This window comes from Chengkuizengella sp. SCS-71B (assembly GCF_040100845.1).
Classification (GTDB): domain Bacteria; phylum Bacillota; class Bacilli; order Paenibacillales; family KCTC-33759; genus Chengkuizengella.
On sequence record NZ_JAZHSH010000001.1, the window covers coordinates 1,619,729 to 1,645,611 of the forward strand.

Here is a 25,883-nt window from a genome sequence, read left to right on the forward strand (position 1 = left end):
TGATCGAAGTTCGATCAGGTTTTTTTAAAAATACTCAGTAAATGGAGGTTTACGTTGACATTGTCTTTTTCATTTTTTTGGAGCAGATCATTTTTGTTAAATCGTCATTTGTTGTGGTTATTGTTCTTCACTAATTTTTTAGGAACCATTTATGGCTATTACTGGTATAAAAATCAACTTATATATACGATGAATGAGTATTCTAACTGGTTTTTATTTGTAGTTCCAGATAGCCCAACAGCAAGTTTGTTTTTTACTATATCCATTTTATATTTATTGGTTGATGAATATACAAATTCTAAAAAACGTGGGCTCCTTCGTGGGATTATTGAAGTTTTTGGTGTAATTACTTCAGTGAAATATGGAATTTGGGCTGTTGTTATGATATTTGCAGCTGCATCACAAGGGGATGTCATGGTTTGGCAAGACTGGATGCTAACGGTCTCCCATCTAGGTATGGCATTAGAAGCTCTCTTGTTTATGCGTTTTTTTGCTTTTAAACTAATACATATAGTTCCGGTAGGTATTTGGGCTTTATTTAATGATGTTGTTGATTATAAATATGACGTCTTTCCATGGCTTCCTACTGAGTTGAGAGATGATTTATTAGTAATTCAAATTTTTACTATTCTTCTAAGCATTCTGAGTATTTTTGCAGCTTATATAGGGTTTAAGCATAGGGTTAATGATCGGAAATAACTATAACAGCTTTATATTTTTGGTCTAAAAGAGGACATCCCTCCATATATTATATCAACCGTGATGTTGAACGTAATAGGGGGATGTTTTTTTATGTATTTTTTTAATCGAAAATCTATTTTCATTGTGTACATGCTTATCATGGTCTTTAGCATTATATTAATAAGTGGTTGTGCAATGAAAGAACCTAATCATTCAGCGCAAAAAGTACTGAGTTTAGATGAGGAAAATTTAAAGCAATTGGAAACCATGAATATGTTAGCTAGTGAGATGGTTCAAAAAACAACGGAAAAGAATTATGTTGAAGCCAGAGATATTCTGTTGAAATTAAGTAAACAGTTAACAGAGGTAAACTATGATGGTTTAACTTCAATTGAAGGATTACAAGCGCTCTCTGATACATTTGTTATTGCAAAACGGAATTTTAATTCGGTAAACCTCTCTGAAGAAGACACGCTTATTTCTTCGGCTAAAGTACATCTAGTAATAGATGCTTTGAGCCATCAGAAAGAGCCAATGTGGTTACAATATTACAGTGTTTTGAATTCAGATTTAAACGAATTACAAACTGCAGCTTCTTTAGGAAATAAAGAAAAAATGAATCAGCTTTTAAAAACGTATAAGCAACATTATGCCTTCATTCGCCCTGCTATGATCATCAATAGAGATCCTGAAAATATAGATCAACTAGATTCATACCTGACATTTTTACAAAATTACATATCAGATAACGATAAGAAGGAAAATGTAAATGCAGTAATTGAGGAATTAAAACGATTTTTAAAAGAAGTTTTTTATCAAGACCAATCTTCAACAGTGTCCCCATTAGCTGATCAAAATCTATTTTCATGGGTAATATCGATAGGTACAATTATCGTTTCCGTATTATTTTACGTTGGTTGGAGAAAGTATAATTATGAAAAAACAAATATCTTTTCAGTAAAAAAATGAAAATCAGCCCTTTTTACTATAAAGGGCTGATTTTATATTAAGTCCATACTTTAACTTTATACCTCTCCCTCTTTAAAACCTTCTCCTAACACATCATGAACGTCACCAATAATGATAAAAGCTTTTGGATCAACGGATTTTATCATAATTGTCATTCTTCTAATTTCACGTCTGCTCACAACACAATAAACAGCTTCTCTATGTTTTTTTGAATAGGCTCCTTTTGTCATAAATAAAGTTAACCCACGATCGAATTCATTTGAAATCATTGCTGTTATTTCCTCTGATTTTTCAGACATGATTGTAAATGCTTTAGCAGAATATGCACCTTCTTGAATAAAATCTATAATTCTTGCAGCGATAAACACAACAACAAGTGTGTATAAAATCTTTTCTTTTTCGATGTAAAATATAGAGATGCCGATAATAACGAAATCAATAGCTAATAAAACTTTACCTATACTCCATCCCTTTAACTTGTGCCCTGCTCTGGCTACAATATCTGCCCCTCCTGTTGTGCCTCCGTATCGAAATACAAGACCGAGCCCAACACCACTAGCTACTCCAGCATAGAGAGTAGTTAAGAAATAATCATTGTTTTGAAATGGTTCTATCCAATGATTGTTAATGCTGAATTCCATGAGCCATAAAAATACAGAAAGAGAAACCGTTCCAAATATCGTTAAAATCATGGACTGTTTTCCAAACAATCTCCATCCCACATAAAATAATGGGATATTTATAATTAAGGTCATGTATGAAGGCGGGAGATCAAAAGCATAATTTAAAAGTAAGGCAAGCCCTGTCACTCCACCTTCCATTAACTCGTTTGGGATAACTAAAATATTAAGTCCAAATGCGTAAATTGCTGTACCTGCCATAATGAAGAATAATTGTTTAATCGAATAGTTCATTTTGCTCCAATTCATAGTGGTAAAACTCCTTATTTTTGATGATGTTATTATTTTAACCCATAATGTATGCCATGCAAAGTGAACTCGTTTAAGCAAAGCTTAAACATCGAGAAGTCAGACGGGGACTCTACTCTACCTGATTTGAAGATATCGCACATAGAGGTGGGCTTCTGTACGCAAAATATTTTTGGATCAAATGTTATCACAATATGAGTTTTTTTTCATAACATTGTTTTTAATCATAGTTTGAGATAACATAGTAGAAAGACAATATCAAGGATGGGTGCTTGGTAGAAGGGATATGGTATATATGTCTGACAAAACCTTAAGTCAACTTCAACAAGAAGTGGATGATTACATATCACAGTTTAAAGAAGGATATTTCAGTCCATTATCCATGCTTGCTAGAATATCTGAAGAAGTTGGCGAATTAGCTAGAGAAGTCAATCATACATTTGGTGAAAAACCAAAAAAACCTTCAGAAGAAGATAATTCGATTGAAATGGAATTGGCTGATATTTTATTTATAATCATTTGTTTTGCTAACTCTCAAGGGATTAATTTAACAGATGCTTTTAACCAAGTTATGAATAAATTTCAAACTCGAGATAAGGACAGATGGACCAAAATTAAGTAAAAATGGACTAATCGTAACACCGAATGAATGTAACATTCATATGCTGTACCATCACTTTCATATATAGGATGTTTAAATGTATGTCTAAACTTTCTAAATATAGAGAGGAGGTAGGAGCAGATGAATGGAGAGCAAAAAATAAAAAAAGCCTATGAATCCATATTAAATAGTGATTTTGAACAAGCCATTATATGGTTTGAAGAAGCTATTGAACAAGAGCCTAACAATGCTATATATCATTATAAGTTATCTATTACTTTTGCAAGAAGTAATAAATTAATTAAAGCTTTAGAACACGCAGAAAAAGCTTCTTTATTAGACTGCGACAATGATGAATTTTTGTTTCATTATGAACACTTAAAAGCGAAGGAACTTATTAAACATGCAGAAGCTTACTTTGATCAAGAAGAAGATCAACTGCACCTGGCAGTCATATTATTAAAGGAAGCAACGGTTTTGGATCCATTATCTGTTGAAGCTTGGTTATTAATGGGTATAGCTTATGCTCAACTAGAAGAATATAGTCAAGCTATTCAAACATTAAAAGAAGTTTTGAATCTAGATCCAAATCATGAAATTGCAAAAGAGCTTTTAAAGCAATATAAAATGATGTTTAAAATTTATTTACAATCGTATAAATGAAAGGGATAAGGTGAGTCAATAATGAATGAAGAAACAATTAAAGTAGCTGTATCTGGAGCTTCCGGTAGAATGGGTAAAGAAGTTGTTAAGATGGTTTTAACTTCACCTGAGTTGGAGTTAGTTGCAGCCATTGATTCAAAAGGTGGAGAAGACGCAGGTGCTTTAGTTGGTTTAGACCCTTGTGGGGTGAAGATTCAAGATGATTTGGAATTAGCTTTAGTTGAATCCAGTGCACAAGTTATCGTAGATTTTACAACCCCTCATGCAGTTATGAAAAATACAAAAATGGCGATTAAACATAAAGTAAGACCTGTGGTGGGAACAACTGGGTTAACACCTCAGGATATCGAAGAATTGGACGAGTTATGTAAAAAAGAAGATATTGGTGGTATCATCGCTCCCAACTTTGCTATAGGTGCGATATTAATGATGAAATTTGCTGCACAAGCCGCTAAATATATGCCTCACTTAGAAATTATTGAATACCATGGTGATCAAAAGTTAGATGCACCTTCTGGAACTTCAGTTAAAACAGCGGAATTGATCTCTGAAAGCCGCAAGGAGTTCCGTCAGGGAAATCCAGATGAGAAAGAAACAATTGATGGATCACGCGGGGGACAATACAATGGATTTAGAATACATAGTGTTAGACTTCCAGGCGTATTTGCACAACAAGAAGTTATATTTGGAGGGCATGGGCAGTCTTTAAAAATTCGCCATGATTCTTATGATCGAGAAGGGTACATGCCAGGCGTTAATTTAGCTATACAAAAAGTGATTGATCTTAATGGAATTGTATATGGGTTTGAACATTTTGTAGACTAATAGAGGTTTTCAGAGGGGAGTTAAAAAGTACAAATGAAAATCGCTTTTATTGCACACGATAGAAAAAAAGAAGAAATTGTTAATTTTGCAATTGCTTACGAAAAAACTTTCTTACTTCATGAGCTTTATTCAACAGGTACAACAGGTAAAAAAATCATGGAAAATACTGATTTGAAAATTCATCGTTTCATGTCAGGTCCTTTAGGCGGGGATCAACAAATTGGTGCCATGGTGGCTAGAAATGAGATGGATTTAATTATATTTTTACGTGACCCGTTAATGGCACAGCCCCATGAACCTGACATTATTGCATTATTAAGATTATGTGATGTTCAGGGTATTCCTCTTGCTACAAATGTTGCTACTGCAGAAATATTAGTGAAAGCACTTGAACGTGGTGATTTTGCATGGAGAGAATTAGTTCATAAATATAAGCCAGGTGATTCAGAATGAATCAATCATTAGACATACTTATATTTGGAGCCCATCCAGATGATGCTGAAATCGGCATGGGTGGAACGATTTATAAACATATATTACAAGGTTATCGAATAGGTATATGTGACTTGACATTTGCAGAAATGTCTTCTAATGGTGATGTAAAAACAAGACAACAGGAAGCCATGGCAGCAAATGAGGTACTAAAGTTAACTGCTCGAACCAATTTAGGCTTGCCTGATCGAGGTTTGCAGTTGAATAAGGAGCAAATTGATAAAATTACAATTGAAATCCGGAAATATAAACCAAAAGTTGTTTTTGCACCTTATTGGATTGATCGGCACCCAGACCATATTATGTGCAGTAAAATGGTTGACGAAGCTATATTCAATGCAAAACTTAGGAATTATTTACCTGAATATGAAGCTTGGAAAGTGGAGAGAAACTATTATTATTTTATTAACGATATTCAAGAAGCTGACTTATTGGTAGATATCTCTTCTTTTTATGAGCAAAAAAAGAAAGCATTACAAGCATATCGTTCACAATTTCAGAAAATTGGTTCTGCCAACAATATAGTTGATACACCATTAAATCAAGGTTATTTGGAAAACGTAGAGGCAAGAGATCGATTATTAGGTCAAAAAAGCAATGTATCATATGCTGAAGGTTTTATTACGAAATCTCCTTATCTAGTTGAATTGTTCTAAGCGTCTTATTGAGAACTTCCACATCCAAAATGAAAACGTATAGATACACATCATGTTTATGTGGGTCATTTTAAAGGAGGAGAGGAACAATGACTAAAAAATTAAAAATAGGTATTACTTGTTATCCATCATTAGGTGGTTCAGGTATCATAGCTACTGAACTTGGAAAACTTCTGGCTGAAAAAGGTCATGAGGTACATTTTATTACGCATGGAATGCCTTTTCGTTTAGGTAAATATCATAAAAATGTTTTTTACCATGAAGTTCAGGTTACAAATTATCATGTTTTTAAATATCCTCCTTATGATTTATCACTTGCTAATAAATTAGCACAAATTGTGAAAATGAAAAATCTTGACATACTACACGTTCACTATGCATTTCCCCATGCTGTTTGTGCATATTTAGCAAAGCAAATTGTAGGAAATCAACTGAAAATAGTGACAACTTTGCATGGAACCGATATTACGATTCTGGCGCAGGATGAATCTTTAAAGGATTTGATCCGGTTGGGGATCAATGAAAGTGATGCAGTTACAGCGGTATCTAAAGATCTTATTCAAGAAACGCAAAGTTTATTTTCAATAGAAAAACCAATAGATCTAACGTACAATTTTGTAGACAAAAGAGAGTATTATCCTCGTGAGGTTTCGGAAAGTAGAAAAGATTTTGCACAACCAAATGAAAAAATACTAATTCACATATCAAATTTTCGACCTGTTAAACGAATTTTGGATGTTTTAGACATATTTTATAAGGTAAATCAAAAGATACCTTCTAAGTTATTATTTGTAGGAGAAGGGCCTGAGCTATCAAAAGTACAATGCAAAGCTGAAAAATTAGGCATTGAAGATCGCATTATTTTTTTAGGAAAACAGGATGATGTAGCACAGGTATTATCTTTAGCAGATGTGATGTTACTTCCATCTGAAAAAGAAAGTTTTGGCTTGGTAGCATTGGAAGCAATGGCTTGTGGTGTACCAACGATTGGTTCTAATGCTGGTGGAATCCCTGAGGTTGTTACTCAAGGAGAGACGGGGTATTTAGCCAATATTGGAGATACAAATCAAATGGCAGAAGATGCAATTAAGATATTATGTGATCCTGATTTATATGATCAGTTTGTAAATAATGGATTGGAGCGATCTAGGTATTATTTTTGTAATAACGTGATAACAGAAACATACGAAAAGATTTATTACCGTGTTTTAAATTTAGAGCCTGTTGGAACACATTCATAATTTGGATGATGCTTAGAAAAAGTTGATCAAAGTAAAAGTGGTGTAAGTGATGAATGATCTGATATTAATGGAACATGAAGCTTCTGAAGTGATTCGAGAATTAAAAAAACATGGTTATGAAGCCTATTATGTTGGTGGATATGTCAGAGATAAATTCTTAAAAAGAACTATCAAAGATATAGATATCACAACTTCTGCGTATCCATCCATCGTGATGGATCTTTTTTCTCATACAATACCTACAGGATTACAACATGGTACTGTTACAGTTGTTATGGAACAATTTCACTTTGAAGTGACAACCTATCGTACAGAAAATGAATATGTGGATCATCGTCGACCTAAAGAGGTTCAATTTGTTAATAAATTGATAGATGATTTAGAACGTCGAGATTTTACAATGAACGCAATGGCGATTGATATTCATGGGAAAATCATAGATCCTTTTGGTGGAAAAAAAGATTTGAACTCAAAAATACTAAGATGTGTGGGAGATCCTTTGCTTCGTTTCTCTGAGGATGCCCTAAGGATGATGAGAGCCATTCGTTTTGCTGCTGAATATGATCTTCAGGTTGAACAAAACACATGGAATGCAATTTTATTGCATAGAGAGGCAATTAAACATATTGCGATGGAAAGAATATATGCTGAGTTGGATAGAGTAATGGAAGGATCAAACACTAAAAAAGGGATTCAGCTTTTGATTGATAGTGAATTGATGAATAATACAAAAGAAAACTTGCACATTCAAAAATCGAATTGGTCAGCCTTTTCAGGTCATAATGTTTTAAATTCATTTCAGTCTATTCATGAAGGGACTATAAAATGGATTTTGTTACTCTTGATGTTAAAGATAGAAACAAACCAAATAAAACCGTTATTAAAAAAACTCAAATTTCCAAATCAAAAGATAATGAAAATTTATGCTGTGAAACAGGTAATAAATTGGTTAAATGAACAAACTTATTCTGAAAAATCATGGAAAGAAGCTGTCATTATTTACGGTATGGATGCGTTGAAGGATTTGCGCACCTTACTAAATGCTCTTGATCATAGTTATTTATCATGGTTGTTATTGAAAATGAATGAAGAAGAGTTAGAAATCATACAACAAAAAGGAATGGATTGGATTGAGGAAATTCCGATTAAACATTTACGAGAACTTGAGATTTCTGGAAATGATATAGTGAATTTAAAACAAAAATCTGGTCCGTGGATTCGTATCGTCTTAAATCAACTACTCACTGAGGTTGCTTTAAACGAACTTGAAAATAAACAAAAGGATTTAATAAATAGAGCTGCACAAATTGTAAGAGGAATGAATGAATATGAATGAACAAATCATCCGGATCTTTTTAGATCATCCGAATCAATATATCTCAGGTGAAAAACTAAGCGAAGAATTAAATTGTAGCCGAACCGCAATTTGGAAACATATACAAGCTTTAAAGAAAAAGGGTTATATATTTGAATCAACACCTCGCTTAGGTTATAGAATTTTAAAAACACCTCCTGACCCCTTAAATGTAAATAGGCTTAGTTCAGAGTTAAATACTCAATGTATGGGATTGAATATTAAATACGTGCAAGAAGTTGGATCCACTCAAACGATGGCAGCTGAAATGGTGAAAATGGGTGCAAAGGAAGGTACGGTTATTATTGCAGAACAACAAACTGACGGACGAGGCAGATTAGGACGAAAATGGTTTTCTCCACCTGGTACAGGCATTTGGATGAGCATGATTTTAAAGCCACAAATCCCGCTCCAATTTATTCATCAATTAACACTCCTAATTTCAGTTGCAGTTTGTCGTGTTATTAAAAGGTTTTTAGAGTTAGATGCAGAGGTTGGAATCAAATGGCCTAATGATATTTACATAAACGGTAAAAAAGTATGTGGAATTTTACTTGAATCTAGTGCAGAAGATGAACGAGTAAAGCATGTCATAGCTGGGATTGGAATTAGTGTAAACTTACAACAGAATGACATTCCTGAAGAATTAAAAGAAAAGATGACGTCTTTAAGTATTGAGGCAGGTATTGAATGTGATAGAGAACAGCTTCTTATATCTTTATTTAAAGAAATGGAAGAGCTATATTTGTTATATTTAAGTGAAGGTTTTGCACCAATTCGTATCCTATGGGAGGCTTTATCGATTTGTTTGCATTGTCCCATCCAAGTTCATACACATCAAGGTATTGTGAAAGGGAAAGCCTATGGAATGGATGAGATGGGAGCGTTAATGATTATAGATGAAGAAGGAAATGAACATAAAATATACTCTGGCGATGTCAGTTTAAGTTTGGTATAATAGATTTACAATGAGGCGATATCTGTTGAGAATTGCACTCCTTAGTATACTTACAATAAAATAACTTTTGCAGTGTTGGATTCTGCTCTGAGCCAAATCTGGACCGAGACAGAAGGATCATCGCATAAACAAATAGATTATACTTATACTTTTTAAATAAAGTATTTGTACTATTATATATGCCTATGAAAACCTTTTAGTCTTTGACTAAGAGGTTTTTATTTACTTAAAGCAAAAGAATTGTTTATTGTTTTATCGGGGTCCCCGGATAATAATATGATTTAACAACTATGAATTTTGCTTCTTATTTTTTGGGGTAAGAGTATCTCATTGTAATAATTTAAATGAGGTGTTAAGTGTGGAATATCGGAAAATATTAAGCACAACTGCAATGAAAAAGATGAAAAATGAAAAGGAACCAATCGCTATGGTAACTGCTTATGACTATCCTTCTGCTAAACTTGCAGAAGAAGCAGAAGCGGATATCATTTTTGTTGGAGATTCATTAGGCATGGTGGTTTTAGGGTATGACTCCACAATTCCTGTTACTATGGCTGATATGATCCATCACACGAAAGCGGTTGCACGTGCTGCCAAAAACAGCTTTGTTTTAACGGATATGCCCTTTTTAAGTTATCATGGAAGTATTGAACATACATTAAAAAATGCTGCAAGGATTATGCAAGAGGGGTTTGCAAAAGCTGTAAAAATGGAAGGTGGAATTGAAATAAGTGATTCCATGTCTTCTTGTGTGAAAGCGGGAATACCGGTCATGGGACACATAGGTTTAACACCACAAGCTGTAAATCAATTAGGTGGTTATAAAGTTCAAGGAAGACAACCTGAACAAGCAAAGAAATTAATTGAAGACGCCAAGGCTTTAGAACAAGCTGGTGCTTTTGCAATTGTCTTAGAAATGGTTCCAGAAGAACTCGCTTCATATATTACAGAAACGATTTCCATCCCCACAATTGGCATTGGAGCAGGGAGAGGTTGTGACGGTCAAGTTTTAGTCTTTCATGATTTATTACAATACGCTTCACCAGTACAGCCTAAATTTGTAAAGGCATATGCAAATGTTGGTTCTGAAATAAAAAATGGAATTAGGAAATTTGTTCAAGAAACGAAAAACCATACATTCCCAAGTGAAAATCATGTTTTTCATATGGATTCTGATGTGTTAAAGGATATCCTAGATATATAATTAATACAGCTGACTGAAAGCAGGTGGTTAGTATAATGGAAGTATTGAGTACAATTTTGCAATTAAAACAATTTATATATCATAAAAAAGAACAAAAACAAACCATTGGTTTTGTTCCAACAATGGGATATCTTCATAAAGGTCACGAGAGTTTAATGCAAAAGGCAAAATTAGAATGTGACATTGTTATTTTAAGTATTTTTGTAAATCCTTTGCAATTTGGACCAAATGAGGATTATGAAGTTTATCCAAGAGACATAGATAGAGATTTACAAATTGCCAAAGAGATGAATGTTGATGTAGTTTTTTCACCATCAGTTGAAGAAATGTATCCATCTGAAGTGTATACAAAAGTTTCAGTTTCAAATCTAACTTCACGTTTATGTGGTGCTTCAAGACCTGGGCATTTTGATGGAGTATCTACTGTTGTAATGAAACTGTTTAATATTGTTGAACCTGATAAAGCATTTTTTGGACAAAAAGATGCACAGCAGGTTGCGGTTATTAAACAGATGGTATCTGACTTAAATATGAATGTCGAAATTGTAGCTTGTCCAATCATTCGTGAAGAAGATGGCTTAGCTCTTAGTTCAAGAAACGTTTATTTAAATAATAATGAAAGAGAACAAGCCATAAAATTATTTGAAGCATTAGAACATTCTGAACGTTGGATTGATGAGAACGTAACCATTGAGGAGCTGAAAAGACAATTATATGATCATATTGCATCTGCTCCTTTGGCAAAAATTGAATATATAGAAATATTGTCTTATCCTGATTTGCAATCATTAGAGGGAAATGTCACTCAACTTTTAGTAAACAAAGAAATTATTATTGCATTAGCAGTCAAGTTTGGAAAAACAAGACTTATTGACAATCGAATTTATACGGGTAATACAATTAATGTTAAAAGAGAACCTGATTTAGGAGGAATTGTATATGTATAGAACAATGATGAAATCTAAATTGCATCGAGCAACAGTTACGGAAGCAAATTTAAACTATGTGGGCAGTATTACGATTGCTGAAGATTTAATGGAGGCAGTCGATTTGTTGCCAAATGAAAAGGTGCAGGTTGTGAATAATAATAATGGCGCTCGATTAGAGACATATGTCATAAAAGGAGAGCGTGGTTCAGGGGTTATTTGCTTAAATGGAGCGGCGGCAAGATTAGTTCAACCGAGAGATACAGTCATCGTGATTGCTTATGCAATGATGACTGAAGAAGAGGCTAGAACTTTCCAACCTAAAGTTGCAATAATGGGGCAGGATAATAAGATCGAGGAGCTCATGGCTGAAGAAATTCATGCTACTATCGTATAGACGATGTGTTCACAAATAAGAACAAATCACTTCTATAGAGTTGAAGATAATGTTCCTCGACTAAAATCCAACACGTCCATGTGTTGAACGTCGACACCAGCTTATCCATAAGCTGGCAGATCACTGAAGGTAGGGATGTACCCATGTTCAGGGAATTGTTTGATTCAATGAATCAAGTTTTAGACGAAATCATGATTGAATACTCAACAGCAACAGATGATAAAAAAAGGGAATTAAATGAACAGGTTAAGGCTTTAAAAGAAATTAGCAATACATTTATTGAAGAATGGTTACAATTTGAAGAGAAAATGGATAATTTTAATGAGGTACATTTAGATCTTCCAAAACCTTCCTTATCCATAACACCTAAAAAAGAAAGTTCATTTATACAAGAGATTAACAGCGATTATTTTCAAAAAGGACTCGGTTATTTTAAGCTTTTGATGTATCATCAGGCCGTAGAATATTTTAATAAGACAGTTATTGAAAATCCAGAATTTTTATTAACTAGAGTTTTTTTAGCATTATCTTATTTAGAAATTGGAGAAAAAAATGAAGCATACAATCATTTTCAATTTTTAACCTCTGTTTCTGAAAATGATAAAATCAATGCCATTTCATACAATGCAATGGGATGTATTCAAATGTTTCGTAAAAATGTGGAAAAAGCAGAAGAATATTTTAATATGGCTAAAAAAATTGATCCTGCTCTAAGTTTTTATTCCCTTTCTTAGATGTTTTCTGATATCCTTTAAAGGAGTGCTTGGTTTTAGAAAGGTAGTTCAAAAAGTCCCCTTTTGATCACGAAGTATCTCGAGGAGGTCTTCTCGACGTCGAATCTGACATTCACCTTTGAAGTCCGGTGCTCATGTAGAAAACGAAAACACCCTACACTTGCTATACCCCAAAAAGTGAAGATCGGCTTTTGAAGAGTAATCCTAATACTTTTCGGGGACCCCGAGGAATACTGGCTTCTACAGGTTCATGTCACCTTCTCGGTGCTGAAAACTGAACTTTTTGAACAGGTTTTAGAAGGGAAGGAAACATAAAAGATGAAATTTGCAGTCTTAGATTTTGAAACAACAGGAAATCAATCAGAAGATCGTATTATTCAAGTTGGACTTGTTATTATAGAAAATAAAATGATTACTGATACTTATACATCGTTTGTAAATCCTGAAAGAGAAATACCTGCATTTATAACTGAATTAACAGGAATTTCTAATGATATGGTGGAAAGTGCCCCTTTAATTAAAGAAGTAGTAGCACAATTTCAACCTATGTTGAACGATAGCATATTGGTTGCTCACCATTGCGCTTTTGATTACGGATTATTACAAAAAGCTTTGAATGAAGCAGGATATCCAGCTTTTAATGGGAAAGTTATAGATACCATAGATTTACTTCGCTTATTGTATCCAGATATGACAAGCTTGCAATTGTCTATGGTATCTGATTCATTGGGAATTAATCATGAGAGGCCTCATCAAGCAGATAGTGATGCATACGCTACAGCAAATATTTTATTACAAAGCATTGAGCGTTTTTCTAATTTGCCTTTGTTAACTGTGCAAAGAATTGCTCAAATTTTTGAACCAGTAACTGATGATTTGGCTTGGTTTATTCATGAATTAAAAATACAGGTGGAACTTGAAACAAGTTTAGATACAAACACTCATAAATACTTTAGGCAATTTGCTTTAAACGTGAATGATTGGGCCGATGATTCTTCTGATTCAAATTTGAACCAGTCTGAACCCTCTAATTTAAACCCATCCTTTGAACATTTCATAGATGAAATAAAGCATTCATTAAATGAGCAGTTTGAATCCTATAAAGAACGTCCTGCTCAAGAACAAATGATACATGAGATATATGAATCATTTGAAAATGACCAACATTTAATGATTGAAGCAAGTACAGGAACAGGAAAATCTTTAGGTTATTTAATTCCTTCACTTTATTATGGTTTGCTTAATCATGAAACCATTTTAGTAAGTACAAATACTATTAATTTACAAGCCCAATTAATGGATCGTGATATTCCATTATTGCATAAGATTTTTCCTGCTCCATTTCGTGCAGCTGTATTAAAGGGTAGGAATCATTATCTTTGTTTAAGAAAATTTGAAACCAAAATTAATTTAAAGGATATTGCAGATACACGTGAAGATCGTATTACGGCTGCGCAAATGATAGTATGGTTAAGTGAAACAAATCACGGAGACGATGAGGAGGTATCATTTGGAAGTAAAGGAAAAGAATTTTGGATGGATGTAGCAAGTGATGCTGATTCTTGCTTGAATCGAGCATGTCCGTGGTTCAAAAAATGTTTTTATCATCGAGCTAAATACCAAGCAAACCAAGCGGATGTAGTCATTACGAATCATTCTATGATCATGACAGATGTTATTGCAGAAAATCGTTTATTGCCTTCTTATAGTCATCTTGTCATTGATGAGGCTCATCACTTTGAACAGGTCGCTAGTCATCATTTAGGTCGTAACCTTACTTATTTTTCATTGATTAGAATATTTACTTGGCTTTTTAAAGATAGTAAAAATGGTTTATTGCCTCAGCTTCGTTTTCAAATTGAGCATATGGAAGAAATAGATAGTCATTTATTTATAGGAAAAATAGATAAAACCTATGAAAAACTAATTCAGATTAAAGAAGAATGGGACATCTTATCTGGTTTGTTTTATGATATCATCATGAATAAACGAAATTCCTCTTCTATGGAAGCTGGTCAAATCGTTCTTCGTATAAAAGTAGATCAACAGCCTGAAACTTGGGGTTCCATTGAAACTACTGAACAAAACATTTACCTGGAAATAAATGAAGTTTTGAAAACATGCAATGAACTGCTAACTATTTTAAAAGAATATCAAGATGAATATGATTTTCAAAGTTTAGCAACGGATCTTTCAGGTATAATGAAAGAGTTATTCCAGTTTAGGGATGATCTTAGATTATTTGTACAGATGAATGACCATAATGAAGTTTATTGGATAGAAGCTAATGCTCACTTTAAACAAAAATCTATCCAATTAAAACGTGTACCTATAGATGTGAGTGAAATATTAAAACAAAACTTTTTTGAAGTAAAAAATAGTATAATAATGACATCAGCGACAATGTCTGTTAATGAATCTTTTCAATATTCATTGGAACAGATCGGCTTAGAAGATGATTTGAAAAATGAAAGATTACGTGCTGTTCAGCTCCCTACCGCTTTTAATTATCGAGAGCAATCTTTGGTGTGTATACCAAGAGACTTTCCAACTATTCGAGGAGCTGAGGGGGATGAACATTTTATACAAAGCTTAACAAATTCTTTAATTGAAGTAGCTATACAAACGCAAGGCAGAATGCTTATACTATTCACATCTTACCGAATGCTTAAACAGGTATATGAGAAATTGAAAGAGGTTTTAAAACCGCAAGGATTTCAAATTATAGGGCAAGGTGTAGATTCAGGAAACAGAAGTAAATTAACTCGCATGTTCCAGAATAGTGATAAAAGTATATTACTAGGTGCAAGCAGTTTTTGGGAAGGTGTAGATATTCCAGGTAATGCACTTAGCTGCTTGGCCATTGTTAGATTACCATTTCAGCCTCCTAATGATCCTATAGTTGAGGCGAAATGCGATTATTTGAAGGAAAAGAAGCAAAATCCATTTATGAAGTATTCTGTTCCTCAAGCTGTAATAAGGTTTAAACAGGGATTTGGAAGACTCATTCGCACTGAAAAAGATAAAGGTGTCGTCATCATCTATGATACCCGAGTCATTCATACACAATATGGTAAACATTTTCTTTATTCACTTCCAAAACCTAAAATCGAACATATGAAGTCAGAGCAAATGGTACCGCGAATCCAAGAATGGTTCTTGGATTGATGAAGTAGGGAAAGAGGTTGTATGAAATGAAAAAAATTTCTGAAGCAGTTGTGAGAAGGCTCCCAATTTATTTAAGGTTTTTAAATGAATTACATGTAAGAAATATTCAAACTGTGTCATCCAGAGATTTTGGAGAGAAGTTAGGTATGAATCCTGCTCAAATCCGTAAGGATCTTAATTACTTTGGAGAATTTGGAAAAAAAGGAATTGGTTATGATGTACTTTATCTTATTGAAAAAATTCAACAAATATTGAAGTTAGATCAAACAAATCATGTTGCACTAGTTGGTGCAGGTAATTTAGGCCATGCCCTATGTAATTATAATATTTATTTAAAAAGCAATATGAAAATTACGGCTGTATTTGATGATTCCCCTGAAAAAGTAGGGAGCAAAATAAACAATTTAAACGTTCAACCGATGAATGAACTTACAGAAACCGTACAATCTCAAAAGATCAGAATAGGCATCATTACTGTTCCAGCCAGTGAAGCACAAAATGTAGCAGATGCTTTTGTGAAAGCTGGAGTTGAGGCTATTTTAAACTTTGCACCCAAAATTATAAAGGTTCCTACAGAAATTAAAGTACATCATGCTGACTTTACAACTGAACTTCATAGTTTAGCGTATTATTTAGATTAGAGTTGATGATAACTTTGAAAAATAAGATTCAATCCAATCTGAGGTGATGAAGTAATTTATGTCTGAAAGAACGAATAATACATTATTAAAAGTAATTGGAAAGGTTTTATTAAGTTTATTATTGGCATTATTCATAACATTTATATTATCAATCATATCCACACTTCTATATGTTTTAATATCAAACGATCCTGTTGCTCTTGAGACTATTGCGGGTTCTGTTAATTTGAACGATCCAGTGATTGTTTTAGTATTGTACATACCACAAGCTCTGGGTTTTATATCCGCGGTTATTTTAATGTATATTATATTTGAAAAAAAGCAAAAATGGTCCTTAGGATGGAAGCAAAGTGATTGGGGAAAGCAGGCGTTTATCGGTTCAATTATTGGAATGATATTAATGACGATTTCATTTTTAATCATATGGATATTAGGTGGAATAACCATTGATAACATAAACATTAATTCAGACTTATGGACTCAGTTAACTTTAGCCTTTCTAATATTTATCATAACTGCTGTAAATGAAGAATTGTTTTGCAGAGGTTATTTGCATGGGTTGTTTAAATTTCATTATGGAATATGGCCAGCAATATTAGTTTCAAGTTTCATTTTTGCAGGACTACATATGTTTAATTCAGCCGTATTGGATTCTCCAATTCCTTTGATCAATATATTTCTAGCTGGGGTATTACTTGCTGTTAGTAGAGAAGTTAGTGGAGGGCTTTGGATGCCCATTGGGATACATTTGACATGGAATTATTTTCAGGGAAATATTTATGGCTTTGAAGTTTCAGGAAATGAAGTGAATTCATTAATTGAAAACCATACTCAAGGTAAAGAATTTATAAATGGTGGATTATTTGGTGCTGAAGGCAGTATTGTGGCCACCTTTGTTCTTCTTGTTGCCATTTTTTCTTTTATTAAAATGAATCAAAAGCAACATTCAAATTTGACTTTATCGTTACGTAAACGTTTATAATGATAAGCATAAGATGTTCAAACAAAGTGGAAATGAAAAAAATTAAAAAAAAAACCAAATGAATAATTGAATTGAAAAGAGGAATCAAGCATGAAATTACTCATTAAAAACGGCACATTTATTACAATGAATGGACATGAAACGATAAAAGATGGTTATATGGTTGTTGAAAACGAACATATTCAGTATATAGGGAAAGAAAAACCAGAAGGTCAAAACGACTATGACCAGATGATAGACGGATCTAATCGTATCTATATGCCTGGATTAGTAAATACCCACAATCATGCAGCCATGTCATTACTTCGTGGGTATGCAGATGACATGGCGCTTCAGGTGTGGTTAGAGGATAATATGTGGCCTATGGAAGCAAAATTTAAAAGTGAAGAGGTAAGATCGGGAACACTTTTATCGATATTAGAAATGATCAAAGGTGGGACCACATGTTTCGTAGATATGTATGATCATATGGATGTTGTAGCTCAAGCTGTAGAATCCTCAGGTATAAGAGCTTGTTTAACGAGAGGTATGATCGGTTTTGGTGGAAAGGAAGTACAAGATGCTAAGCTAAAGGAAGCAAAATCATTTGCAAAGAATTGGCATGGAAAAGCAAATGGAAGAATTACAACGATGATGAGTCCTCATGCACCTTACACTTGCACTCCAGACTTTATAGATAAAATTGTTCAGGCCGCTTCAGAACTTCAACTGCCGATTCATACTCATATGTCGGAAACTCGCCATGAAGTTATGGAAAATGAAAAGCAGTATGGTCTAAGACCTGTAGCACATTTGCAAAAATTGGGTGTTTTTGATCAACCTTGTCTTGTGGCTCATGCAGTACATTTAACAGATGAAGAAATTGATATATTGAAGGAACATTCCGTGCACGTTTCACATAATCCAGGGAGTAATTTGAAATTGGCTAGCGGAATTGCCAGGTTGCCTGAACTAATGAAAGAAGGCATACTTGTTTCTTTAGGTACAGATAGTGCGGCAAGTAATAATAATTTAGATATGTTTGAGGAAGTAAGGTTAGCTGCATTAATCCATAAAGGGAACACTTATGACCCAACAGCAATCCCTGCAGTAGATGCGTTACGTTTAGGTACAATTGATGGTGCAAGATCGATATGGTTAAACGATGTTGGGTTGTTAAAAGCAGGTATGAAAGCAGATTTTATCGCTCTTAATAGCAACCAAGCTCATTTATTGCCTAAATCAAACCTTATATCACATGTCGTATATTCAGCAGCTGCAAGTGATGTTGAAGATGTATGGGTGAATGGAAATCAGCTTGTTAAAAACAAAGAACTTCTTACTTTAGATGAGGAAAGAATTAAATATGAATTTAATGCTTGTTTTGAAAGGTTGACAACATAACTTATGGTTCGAGAATATGAACGGAACTTAAAAAAACAAAAGATCATCAAATATAGTGTGCTCATTTTTTTACTTCTTATGATTATATTTTTATTTTTACGGTGGTATTATTTAACGATTCAAAGTCCACACCGTATGGAACTGAAAGAAGCATTAAAAAAAGCATATGCTGAGACAAATCTTATTGAAGTTAAGGATACGGATACTTTTATTGGAGATGAAGTTTACACGATTATATATGGTATCAATGAAGAAGATGAGGATATTATCATTTGGTTAAGCGAAAATAATATCCATACTGAACTGGTTACGGATGGCATTTCAAAGAAAAAAGTAAAAGAGCTTATAATAAACAATAAACCAGATATTGAACTGCTGCGTGTCACTCCAGCAAAATGGACAGATGAATGGGCTTGGGAAGTATTTTATAAACGTAACGAAGAAAAAGGAACAAGGCATTATTATGATTTTTATCGATTTGAAGATGGGGAATGGTTAGAAACGTATACAATGAGTGTAATGAGATAAAGGACGTTCGAGATCAATCGGACGTCCTTTTATCTATTTTCCACAGATTACATTCGAAGTAATGCATATAAATGTGATATACTTATTGTACATACTAAAGTGATATACTTACAGAGGAGGCGTATAATATGAAATTTCGTCCTATACCCATTTTAGTTAGTTTAGTGATCTCTTTTTCTGTTTTATTTGGCGGATGGTCTTTATACAATAGTTACGCCTTAACAAATCCTATGACAGATATTGTTTCAAATATAGATGGTGTGAATGATGTAAATGCAACTTTTGATCCAGATCAGGTAACCATTGAATTATCAATAGATCCAAACATTAGTTTGAGAGATGTCATTCAACAAATTGAAGTAGACGGTGAGTCTGTTATTAATAACCGTGAAGTGAAATATCATATACAGGATGATTCTAATGACAAGATCGATCAATGGTGGTCATCTTCTTTATTTGATGTTGCTCAAGCAATGGAAAATCAACAATATGGAGATATTCCTCTAGAACTTGAACAGCGTAAACAAGAACTAGAAGGTTTAGAAGTGAAAACGGAGATGGACGATCATCATGTTTATGTACAATTAAAATTTGATGAACATTATAAAGTCATCATTTTGCCACGAACGCCTGCGGAATTGGAGGTTTGGTAATGATGAATAAATATGGAAAAGAAATCGCATTGGGCTTTCTTCTCGCCCTCATTTTCTTTTTATTGTATATTGGTATAAATGTGACACCTATAGTTGTAATATTAGCTTTAGGTTTTGCAGTGTTCTATTTTACTAAAGTAAAAGGAACTGTTGGTATCCAAGGGGATAGGAAACGTACTGGTGCTAAAATTTCACATTTAACTTTTGAAGATATAGGTGGACAAGACAGTGCGAAAAATGAATTGAAAGAAGCACTAGATTTTTTAATTCACAAAGATGAAATAGAAAAGTTAGGGATTCGTCCTTTGAAAGGGATTTTGTTAACAGGACCTCCTGGAACTGGTAAAACTTTACTAGCCAAAGCAGCTGCTCACTATACAAATTCAATATTTGTTTCAGCATCTGGAAGTGAATTTGTTGAGAAATATGTGGGAGTAGGGGCTAGTCGTATACGTGAAATGTTTAAAGAAGCAAAAATGAAAGCGAGCAAGGAAAAAAAGGAAAGTGCTGTTATATTTATTGATGAAATTGATGTCATTGGAGGTAAACGTGATGGTGGACAACATCGCGAATATGATCAAACTTTAAATCAGTTGTTAACTGAAATGGATGGAATTCATACAGCGGATACACCTCGTATTCTTATGATGGCAGCAACCAACCGCAAGGAAATGCTGGATAGTGCTTTACTTCGCCCAGGACGTTTTGATCGTCAGATTCAAGTTGATCTTCCTGATAAAAAAGGCAGATTCCATATTCTTAATATTCATGCAAAGAATAAACCTATTCATAAAGAGGTAGATTTAAACAAAGTTGCAGCTGAATCCTATGGGTTTTCTGGTGCACAGTTAGAGAGCGTGATGAATGAAGCTGCTATCTATGCCATGAGAAATAAAGAAGAAGATATTCATCATAAACATCTTTCATTAGCAATAGATAAGGTGATGATGGGTGAAAAAACGGATAAAGAATCTACAAAAGAAGAAAGAGAAAGAGTTGCTCTACACGAATTAGGACATGCTATTATGGCTGAATTAGTTCGACCTGGCTCAGTTTCACAAGTATCGTTAACTCCTAGAGGCCAAGCATTAGGGTTTGTGCGTCATAATCCTCAAAAAGATCAGTATTTGTATACGAAGACCTATTTAGAACAACAAATTCAAATTGCTTTAGGTGGATCGGTAGCTGAACAAATGTTTTATGGAGGTAGAAGTACAGGATCAAGAAACGATTTTGAACAAGCTTTAAACCTAACCGAAAATATGATTTATTCAGGTTTAACGGAACTAGGTATTGTGAACAAAGATATGGTTACAAAAGAGGATTTATTAAAAACAAGTACAGGCATTTTAGATGACTTAACTAAAAAAACACGTGAGGATTTAGACCATTATAAACCTGTATTTGAACAGTCTTTACAAATATTAATTGATGAAGAAGTTTTAAATGGCGACGAGTTTAGAGAATTAATGCAAAATAATTAGATCCATAGTCTTAAACTACACACTTATATGAACTCAAATAGGACCATCCTCATGATTATTATTACTCATTTAGGATGGTTTTATTGTTGTTCTTGAATTTTTGAAACAAATTTACTATTTACGAGCCTCATTAAATTTTGTAAGATTTATACATATAGTGATGTATGAGGTGATGAAGATGGAGACACCACAAGAATTAATAGATGAATTTATTGACGCATCAGTTAGATACGGAGAAGCATTGGAAGATGGAGATTTTAATCAAACGATCATAGAGAGAGCAACTATTTATAAAATTCGGGAATTTGTTAATGGTACCGAATACATGGCTGAATTTAAAAAGCTTTTAGATCACTCAAATGATTATGTTAGATATAAAACTGCATTTTGTATAATGCCATTTGAGCCTGATAAAGCTAGGGAGATTATAAAAGAACTATCACAAAAAAGCGGTTTTTGGGATGTAGGTCGAAAGTAACAAAAAACCATTATTTAGGTGAACTGCACCTTAATAATGGTTTTTTTGGTGCATGCATTTTTAATAAATCTGAAAAAAGCTTCATATCATTAGATAATATTTATATCATTAGTAGAGAGAAAGGTTTCATAAATTTGATTTATTAATAAAATAAGTGCCTTATATTGAAAATTTGAAAAGGAGTGAAATAAGATTGCAAAAGAAAAAGAAATTAGTAGTTTTGTTTTTATCATCGATATTATTAGTGAGTAATTTTATGTCAAATGTTAACGCGGAGACTATGACTAAAACAACGATCATTGAAACGATCGCACCAACAATACAAGCCAATAATATGACTTCAATTACAAATATCTCAAGCAATAATCAAGATGCTAGAGAGGAACTTGTGAGTAAATTAAGAGAATTATTTCCAAACAAATTTGATTTCATTCATGATGAAGATTTTGAGTTGGAAACTTTATTTGATGAAGGAGGGTATAGGATATCGTTTTATAAAAGGTTTAGTGAAGATAAAAGTATATATGGAAATTTTCAATTTGATGAATCCGAGCAACTAATAAGTTATTATTATGATGCTGAAGATTCGGGATTAAATCAAGGTGCTCTTTTTCCACCGAAGGTAGAACGTGAAGAAGCAAAAGAGATTGCTAGAGAATTTTTAAATTCTATTCAATTAATGAATGTTGAATTAAAAAATGATCCTTATCAATTTAGGAGAACGTCACCTTTAACTGAACCAATAGAATATCATTTTTCAATTATAGTTAAAAAAAATGGAGTTCAAATTCAAGATCAACAGGGAAGTATTACTGTACAAAGTAATGGTGAAATTACAAGGTACTATAATAGAAACAGTACAGGTAGTGATAGTGATACATTTGAAGATATAAATAACATTTTATCTTTAGAAACGATAAAAGAGCAAGTTAAAAACATGATCAATCTTGAATTGGTTTATTTAATAGATTGGGATTATCGAAATGATGAAATCCAAACACATTTAGCCTATAGTTTAAATCCTAATTTTGATAAAATATATGCTCAAGATGGTTCCTACATATTGAATGGTGAGTTAACAAATGACCTTAAGCTAAATCGAAATTACAAATTCATCAGTGACTCCTCTTCACAAAATACTAACTTTTCGAAAGAAGAAGCTGAAAAATTGGCTATAGAATTGTTAGCACCTGCAGACGAGGCTGTTGATCTTGTAATTAAAAGTGTGAACGAAGGGGAACGTTCAGGTCTCTCAACTTATGAAGTGAATTATATGTATAATTTTGGAAACTCGGGCACAGGGTCTAGTGTGAGTTTTGATAAAGAAACTGGGGATGTATTAAGTTTTCATAAAATTGATTATAGAAATCAAAGTTCCTCTACTGAACAAAATGTTGTGATCACTGTTGATGAAGCTTCGGGTAAAGCTATAGAATATTTAAAAAAATATGCACCTGCTAAAACTCATGAATTAGTTTATTATGAAGATGGAATTAATTTGAATCAAACGTATTTGAGGTATGGAGAGGGAACAGAATATGTTTTTCATTTTCCACAATATAAAGAGGGTATTAGAGTTGAAGGAAATGGAGCAGATGTTTCTGTAAGTAAAAAAGATGGAACTTTAATGAGAATAAATGTAAATGATTATCAGCCTATTCAGTGGCCAAATCCAGGGGATGCAATATCTCAAGAAAAAGTGATATCTGACTTTATAAATAATCTGACATTAGAATTAATTTATGATGTGAGTCCTGATTATAAATTGGGAGGAGAAAAAAAATACCTTCCTTATTATAGTATCAGTTTTGCTCCAGAGGTTTATAGTTTTTATGATGCTATTCAAGGAAAATGGCTTCCTAGAAGTTACGCATCGGATCAATTATCGACAGATGTTGAAGTTGAGTACTCGTGGGCAAAAAAAGAAATCGATCATCTGATAATGAAGGGAATTATTTCTGTTGATGAAAATGAAACGGTTGATCCTGGTAAATCAATAACTGTTGGCGATGGATTAAATATACTCATAAAGTCAATTAATGATCCTTATGACATTGAAGGTGCTGAGAGGGTTCCACCAACATTCTCGAATATTAATTCAGAGCATGGTGATTTTCATATAATAGAAAGAGCAGTATTTCAAGAAATTATTAATGTGGAAGCAGGTACCTTTGTTACAGATGAAACTTTGACTCGAGAAAAATTAGCCTATTGGTATGTACGTGTGTTAGGTTTGCAAAAAATGGCTGAGCAAAAAGATCTATATCTTATCGATTTTGCAGATAGGGGACAAATTACAAATGAGTATCAAGGGCATGTTGCAATAGCAAACGCTTTAGGTTTGTTAACAGAAAATCAAAATCGTCAATTCCGACCACAGGAATCAGTATCAATGGCAGAGGTTTCTGTTTCGGTGATTCGTTTAGCGAATATGATGGGTGATTTTGAGTGATGTAAAAAATTAAATATTAGATTATGTTGACGGTGACTATACTGATAAAGAACTTGTTCAATCTGTTTTAAATGAGAACGGTGATGATGTACGTATATATGCTGCATTTCATGAAATTGCACAATTATTTGTTGAAGACCAGCTACTCGAAAATACTGGTGAAGTCTGGATTAATTTAGGATAAAGAGGGATTATTAATTATGAGAGACATTAGAATTGATTGGGTTAGAATAATTTTACTTAGTATTTATAATTTTATATTATTTAGCATGTTTTTTCATATTGTTATAGATAGTATAGCTTTTCAAGTAATATGGAATGAAGGTAATATTCCTGATTTAAATACTTATCTAAAGATATCTTTTAATATCAAAATACTTGCTTATTTTATTTCAGCTATTGTTACTATATTATTTTATATTGTATGGTTTAAAAGAAAAAAAATGAAGTGGTATAAACTCATACATTGGATAGTGTTAGTAATTGTAGTATTGGATTTTATTTTTTATTTGATTTAAATGTTATGATCTTTGGAATGATAAATGCAAGTGTTTTTATAACGAAAGAAAGGGAATTACCTCAAGGCTACAAGGTTATGAAACTTGATGATTTTATGATGGTAATAGTATAGTCCGTCATAAAGATTTTGACAAAGGTAAAAATCCACTTGTACCCATTCATTATGATTATAATGAGATAAGTAAAGAAGGTTTGATACTTAGTTTTGATAGATGGAGATTTTGATTTTAGTGATTCGAATACCCGAGATATCGTATTCGAAACTACTTTATATAATAATCCCTACTGTACACTCTGTAGATGACTTAATTAAATTCCTCAAAAAATGGGAAAGCTATTAAACAAACATTTATAAATCATCTACAGGAGTGTGAAATATGAATAAAATGAAACTGAGTTTTTATGTTTTGAATATGGTTTTAATCTTGATTTTAATTAGTTGTACAAACAACAACAATAATAACAACATTAAAGAAGAACTAACTTTAGATGATGTGACTACCACCCTTACTGAAGAGGGAATTGATCTTAAAGAAGCGGAGCGAAATCCCAGAAGTATCTTTCAATTAGAATTAAATGGTGTTACTCCGAATGCCTATGCAATTGGGGACAATGAATTATCCATTTATATTTTTGAAAATGAGGCAGAACGCAATAAAGGAATGGATGAGTTTAAAGAGAAGTTAGGTTCAGCAGAGATTGATGTAGATAAATATACGCATGAAATCAATAATGTCACTATTTTTTATTTGTATCAGGGTGAAGACATAGATGAGAAGATGGAAAATGCAATAAACAAATTATCTAGTTAAAAAGTTTTTATTTAAAAGCCTACTCTCTGTTGATGAATAAGGAGTAGGCTTTTAAAATTAAATGTAAAGTTTTAACGTTCATGATGAAGAAACCCTCCCAAATTTTCCCTTACATTGCTATTTGTTAAACAAAAGTTTATAATATAAACAAAA

The 25,883-nt window shown here is 33.0% G+C and carries 25 protein-coding genes; 24 read left to right on the plus strand and 1 reads right to left on the minus strand.

What is annotated here, in order from left to right; genetic code table 11:
- The first annotated feature begins 60 nt into the window (after positions 1-60).
- A complete protein-coding gene (locus VQL36_RS08005; RefSeq protein WP_349248807.1) occupies positions 61-699 on the plus strand; it encodes a DUF1405 domain-containing protein in 639 nt (212 codons plus the stop codon).
- Between the two features lie 93 nt (positions 700-792).
- A complete protein-coding gene (locus VQL36_RS08010) occupies positions 793-1,650 on the plus strand; it encodes a sporulation protein YpjB (protein WP_349248808.1) in 858 nt (285 codons plus the stop codon).
- A gap of 56 nt (positions 1,651-1,706) precedes the next feature.
- Here VQL36_RS08010 and VQL36_RS08015 read toward each other — a convergent pair whose 3' ends face one another.
- Positions 1,707-2,579 (minus strand): YitT family protein, encoded by an 873-nt coding sequence (locus tag VQL36_RS08015; RefSeq protein ID WP_349248809.1) that lies wholly within the window; start codon positions 2,577-2,579, stop codon positions 1,707-1,709.
- A 295-nt stretch (positions 2,580-2,874) separates the two neighbouring features.
- Between VQL36_RS08015 and VQL36_RS08020 the strand changes: the two genes are divergently transcribed.
- The 22 genes from VQL36_RS08020 (at position 2,875) to VQL36_RS08125 (ending at position 25,730) form a co-directional block, all read left to right on the plus strand.
- On the plus strand, positions 2,875-3,201 hold the full coding sequence (locus VQL36_RS08020) for a nucleotide pyrophosphohydrolase (RefSeq protein ID WP_349248810.1): 327 nt from the start codon (positions 2,875-2,877) through the stop codon (positions 3,199-3,201).
- A 120-nt stretch (positions 3,202-3,321) separates the two neighbouring features.
- Positions 3,322-3,843 carry a tetratricopeptide repeat protein gene (locus VQL36_RS08025; protein WP_349248811.1) on the plus strand — a complete coding sequence of 174 codons (522 nt, stop codon included), beginning with the start codon at positions 3,322-3,324 and terminating at the stop codon, positions 3,841-3,843.
- A 21-nt stretch (positions 3,844-3,864) separates the two neighbouring features.
- Positions 3,865-4,668, plus strand: coding sequence for a 4-hydroxy-tetrahydrodipicolinate reductase (gene dapB / locus VQL36_RS08030; RefSeq protein WP_349248812.1), 804 nt, complete (start codon positions 3,865-3,867; stop codon positions 4,666-4,668).
- Positions 4,669-4,701: 33 nt separating this feature from the next.
- Complete coding sequence (gene mgsA, locus VQL36_RS08035) at positions 4,702-5,121, plus strand: methylglyoxal synthase (RefSeq protein WP_349248813.1); 420 nt, start codon at positions 4,702-4,704, stop codon at positions 5,119-5,121.
- Positions 5,118-5,816, plus strand: coding sequence for a bacillithiol biosynthesis deacetylase BshB1 (gene bshB1 / locus VQL36_RS08040; protein ID WP_349248814.1), 699 nt, complete (start codon positions 5,118-5,120; stop codon positions 5,814-5,816). The genes mgsA and bshB1 overlap by 4 nt, the downstream gene beginning before the upstream one ends.
- 89 nt (positions 5,817-5,905) lie before the next feature.
- Positions 5,906-7,057, plus strand: coding sequence for an N-acetyl-alpha-D-glucosaminyl L-malate synthase BshA (bshA, locus tag VQL36_RS08045; RefSeq protein ID WP_349248815.1), 1,152 nt, complete (start codon positions 5,906-5,908; stop codon positions 7,055-7,057).
- Between the two features lie 49 nt (positions 7,058-7,106).
- Entirely contained in the window at positions 7,107-8,393 is a 1,287-nt protein-coding gene (locus VQL36_RS08050) for a CCA tRNA nucleotidyltransferase (protein WP_349248816.1), read from the plus strand.
- Positions 8,380-9,369, plus strand: coding sequence for a biotin--[acetyl-CoA-carboxylase] ligase (locus VQL36_RS08055; RefSeq protein WP_349248817.1), 990 nt, complete (start codon positions 8,380-8,382; stop codon positions 9,367-9,369). The genes VQL36_RS08050 and VQL36_RS08055 overlap by 14 nt, the downstream gene beginning before the upstream one ends.
- Positions 9,370-9,727: 358 nt before the next feature.
- Positions 9,728-10,573, plus strand: coding sequence for a 3-methyl-2-oxobutanoate hydroxymethyltransferase (panB, locus tag VQL36_RS08060; protein ID WP_349248818.1), 846 nt, complete (start codon positions 9,728-9,730; stop codon positions 10,571-10,573).
- Positions 10,574-10,608: 35 nt separating this feature from the next.
- A complete protein-coding gene (gene panC / locus VQL36_RS08065; RefSeq protein ID WP_349248819.1) occupies positions 10,609-11,520 on the plus strand; it encodes a pantoate--beta-alanine ligase in 912 nt (303 codons plus the stop codon).
- Entirely contained in the window at positions 11,513-11,896 is a 384-nt protein-coding gene (panD, locus tag VQL36_RS08070) for an aspartate 1-decarboxylase (protein ID WP_349248820.1), read from the plus strand. The genes panC and panD overlap by 8 nt, the downstream gene beginning before the upstream one ends.
- Before the next feature lie 80 nt (positions 11,897-11,976).
- Positions 11,977-12,630, plus strand: coding sequence for a hypothetical protein (locus VQL36_RS08075; RefSeq protein WP_349248821.1), 654 nt, complete (start codon positions 11,977-11,979; stop codon positions 12,628-12,630).
- Positions 12,631-12,948: 318 nt separating this feature from the next.
- The gene (gene dinG, locus VQL36_RS08080; RefSeq protein WP_349248822.1) at positions 12,949-15,798 is read left to right on the plus strand and encodes an ATP-dependent DNA helicase DinG; all 2,850 of its coding nucleotides are present in this window, start codon (positions 12,949-12,951) and stop codon (positions 15,796-15,798) included.
- 26 nt (positions 15,799-15,824) lie between these two features.
- Positions 15,825-16,439, plus strand: coding sequence for a redox-sensing transcriptional repressor Rex (locus tag VQL36_RS08085; RefSeq protein WP_349248823.1), 615 nt, complete (start codon positions 15,825-15,827; stop codon positions 16,437-16,439).
- A gap of 58 nt (positions 16,440-16,497) precedes the next feature.
- Positions 16,498-17,421, plus strand: a complete 924-nt coding sequence (locus tag VQL36_RS08090; RefSeq protein WP_349248824.1) for a type II CAAX endopeptidase family protein — start codon at positions 16,498-16,500, stop codon at positions 17,419-17,421.
- A gap of 90 nt (positions 17,422-17,511) precedes the next feature.
- The gene (locus VQL36_RS08095) at positions 17,512-18,804 is read left to right on the plus strand and encodes an amidohydrolase (protein WP_349248825.1); all 1,293 of its coding nucleotides are present in this window, start codon (positions 17,512-17,514) and stop codon (positions 18,802-18,804) included.
- Positions 18,805-18,882: 78 nt separating this feature from the next.
- Positions 18,883-19,332, plus strand: coding sequence for a DUF5590 domain-containing protein (locus tag VQL36_RS08100; RefSeq protein ID WP_349248826.1), 450 nt, complete (start codon positions 18,883-18,885; stop codon positions 19,330-19,332).
- Positions 19,333-19,460: 128 nt separating this feature from the next.
- Complete coding sequence (locus VQL36_RS08105) at positions 19,461-19,985, plus strand: hypothetical protein (RefSeq protein WP_349248827.1); 525 nt, start codon at positions 19,461-19,463, stop codon at positions 19,983-19,985.
- Between the two features lie 2 nt (positions 19,986-19,987).
- A complete protein-coding gene (locus VQL36_RS08110; protein ID WP_349251144.1) occupies positions 19,988-21,469 on the plus strand; it encodes an AAA family ATPase in 1,482 nt (493 codons plus the stop codon).
- Between the two features lie 178 nt (positions 21,470-21,647).
- Positions 21,648-21,947 carry a hypothetical protein gene (locus tag VQL36_RS08115; RefSeq protein ID WP_349248828.1) on the plus strand — a complete coding sequence of 100 codons (300 nt, stop codon included), beginning with the start codon at positions 21,648-21,650 and terminating at the stop codon, positions 21,945-21,947.
- Between the two features lie 193 nt (positions 21,948-22,140).
- Entirely contained in the window at positions 22,141-24,399 is a 2,259-nt protein-coding gene (locus VQL36_RS08120; protein ID WP_349248829.1) for a YcdB/YcdC domain-containing protein, read from the plus strand.
- Between the two features lie 896 nt (positions 24,400-25,295).
- Complete coding sequence (locus VQL36_RS08125) at positions 25,296-25,730, plus strand: hypothetical protein (protein ID WP_349248830.1); 435 nt, start codon at positions 25,296-25,298, stop codon at positions 25,728-25,730.
- The last annotated feature ends 153 nt before the right edge of the window (positions 25,731-25,883 follow it).

Bases quoted from the DNA above. Each gene is read 5' to 3' on its own strand.
- VQL36_RS08010 (WP_349248808.1), top strand. From the start codon at position 793: ATGTATTTTTTTAATCGAAAATCTATTTTCATTGTGTACATGCTTATC.
- VQL36_RS08015 (WP_349248809.1), bottom strand. From the start codon at position 2,579: ATGAATTGGAGCAAAATGAACTATTCGATTAAACAATTATTCTTCATT.
- VQL36_RS08020 (WP_349248810.1), top strand. From the start codon at position 2,875: ATGTCTGACAAAACCTTAAGTCAACTTCAACAAGAAGTGGATGATTAC.
- VQL36_RS08025 (WP_349248811.1), top strand. From the start codon at position 3,322: ATGAATGGAGAGCAAAAAATAAAAAAAGCCTATGAATCCATATTAAAT.
- dapB (WP_349248812.1), top strand. From the start codon at position 3,865: ATGAATGAAGAAACAATTAAAGTAGCTGTATCTGGAGCTTCCGGTAGA.
- mgsA (WP_349248813.1), top strand. From the start codon at position 4,702: ATGAAAATCGCTTTTATTGCACACGATAGAAAAAAAGAAGAAATTGTT.
- bshB1 (WP_349248814.1), top strand. From the start codon at position 5,118: ATGAATCAATCATTAGACATACTTATATTTGGAGCCCATCCAGATGAT.
- bshA (WP_349248815.1), top strand. From the start codon at position 5,906: ATGACTAAAAAATTAAAAATAGGTATTACTTGTTATCCATCATTAGGT.
- VQL36_RS08050 (WP_349248816.1), top strand. From the start codon at position 7,107: ATGAATGATCTGATATTAATGGAACATGAAGCTTCTGAAGTGATTCGA.
- VQL36_RS08055 (WP_349248817.1), top strand. From the start codon at position 8,380: ATGAATATGAATGAACAAATCATCCGGATCTTTTTAGATCATCCGAAT.
- panC (WP_349248819.1), top strand. From the start codon at position 10,609: ATGGAAGTATTGAGTACAATTTTGCAATTAAAACAATTTATATATCAT.
- panD (WP_349248820.1), top strand. From the start codon at position 11,513: ATGTATAGAACAATGATGAAATCTAAATTGCATCGAGCAACAGTTACG.
- dinG (WP_349248822.1), top strand. From the start codon at position 12,949: ATGAAATTTGCAGTCTTAGATTTTGAAACAACAGGAAATCAATCAGAA.
- VQL36_RS08085 (WP_349248823.1), top strand. From the start codon at position 15,825: ATGAAAAAAATTTCTGAAGCAGTTGTGAGAAGGCTCCCAATTTATTTA.
- VQL36_RS08090 (WP_349248824.1), top strand. From the start codon at position 16,498: ATGTCTGAAAGAACGAATAATACATTATTAAAAGTAATTGGAAAGGTT.
- VQL36_RS08095 (WP_349248825.1), top strand. From the start codon at position 17,512: ATGAAATTACTCATTAAAAACGGCACATTTATTACAATGAATGGACAT.
- VQL36_RS08100 (WP_349248826.1), top strand. From the start codon at position 18,883: ATGATTATATTTTTATTTTTACGGTGGTATTATTTAACGATTCAAAGT.
- VQL36_RS08105 (WP_349248827.1), top strand. From the start codon at position 19,461: ATGAAATTTCGTCCTATACCCATTTTAGTTAGTTTAGTGATCTCTTTT.
- VQL36_RS08110 (WP_349251144.1), top strand. From the start codon at position 19,988: ATGAATAAATATGGAAAAGAAATCGCATTGGGCTTTCTTCTCGCCCTC.
- VQL36_RS08115 (WP_349248828.1), top strand. From the start codon at position 21,648: ATGGAGACACCACAAGAATTAATAGATGAATTTATTGACGCATCAGTT.
- VQL36_RS08125 (WP_349248830.1), top strand. From the start codon at position 25,296: ATGAATAAAATGAAACTGAGTTTTTATGTTTTGAATATGGTTTTAATC.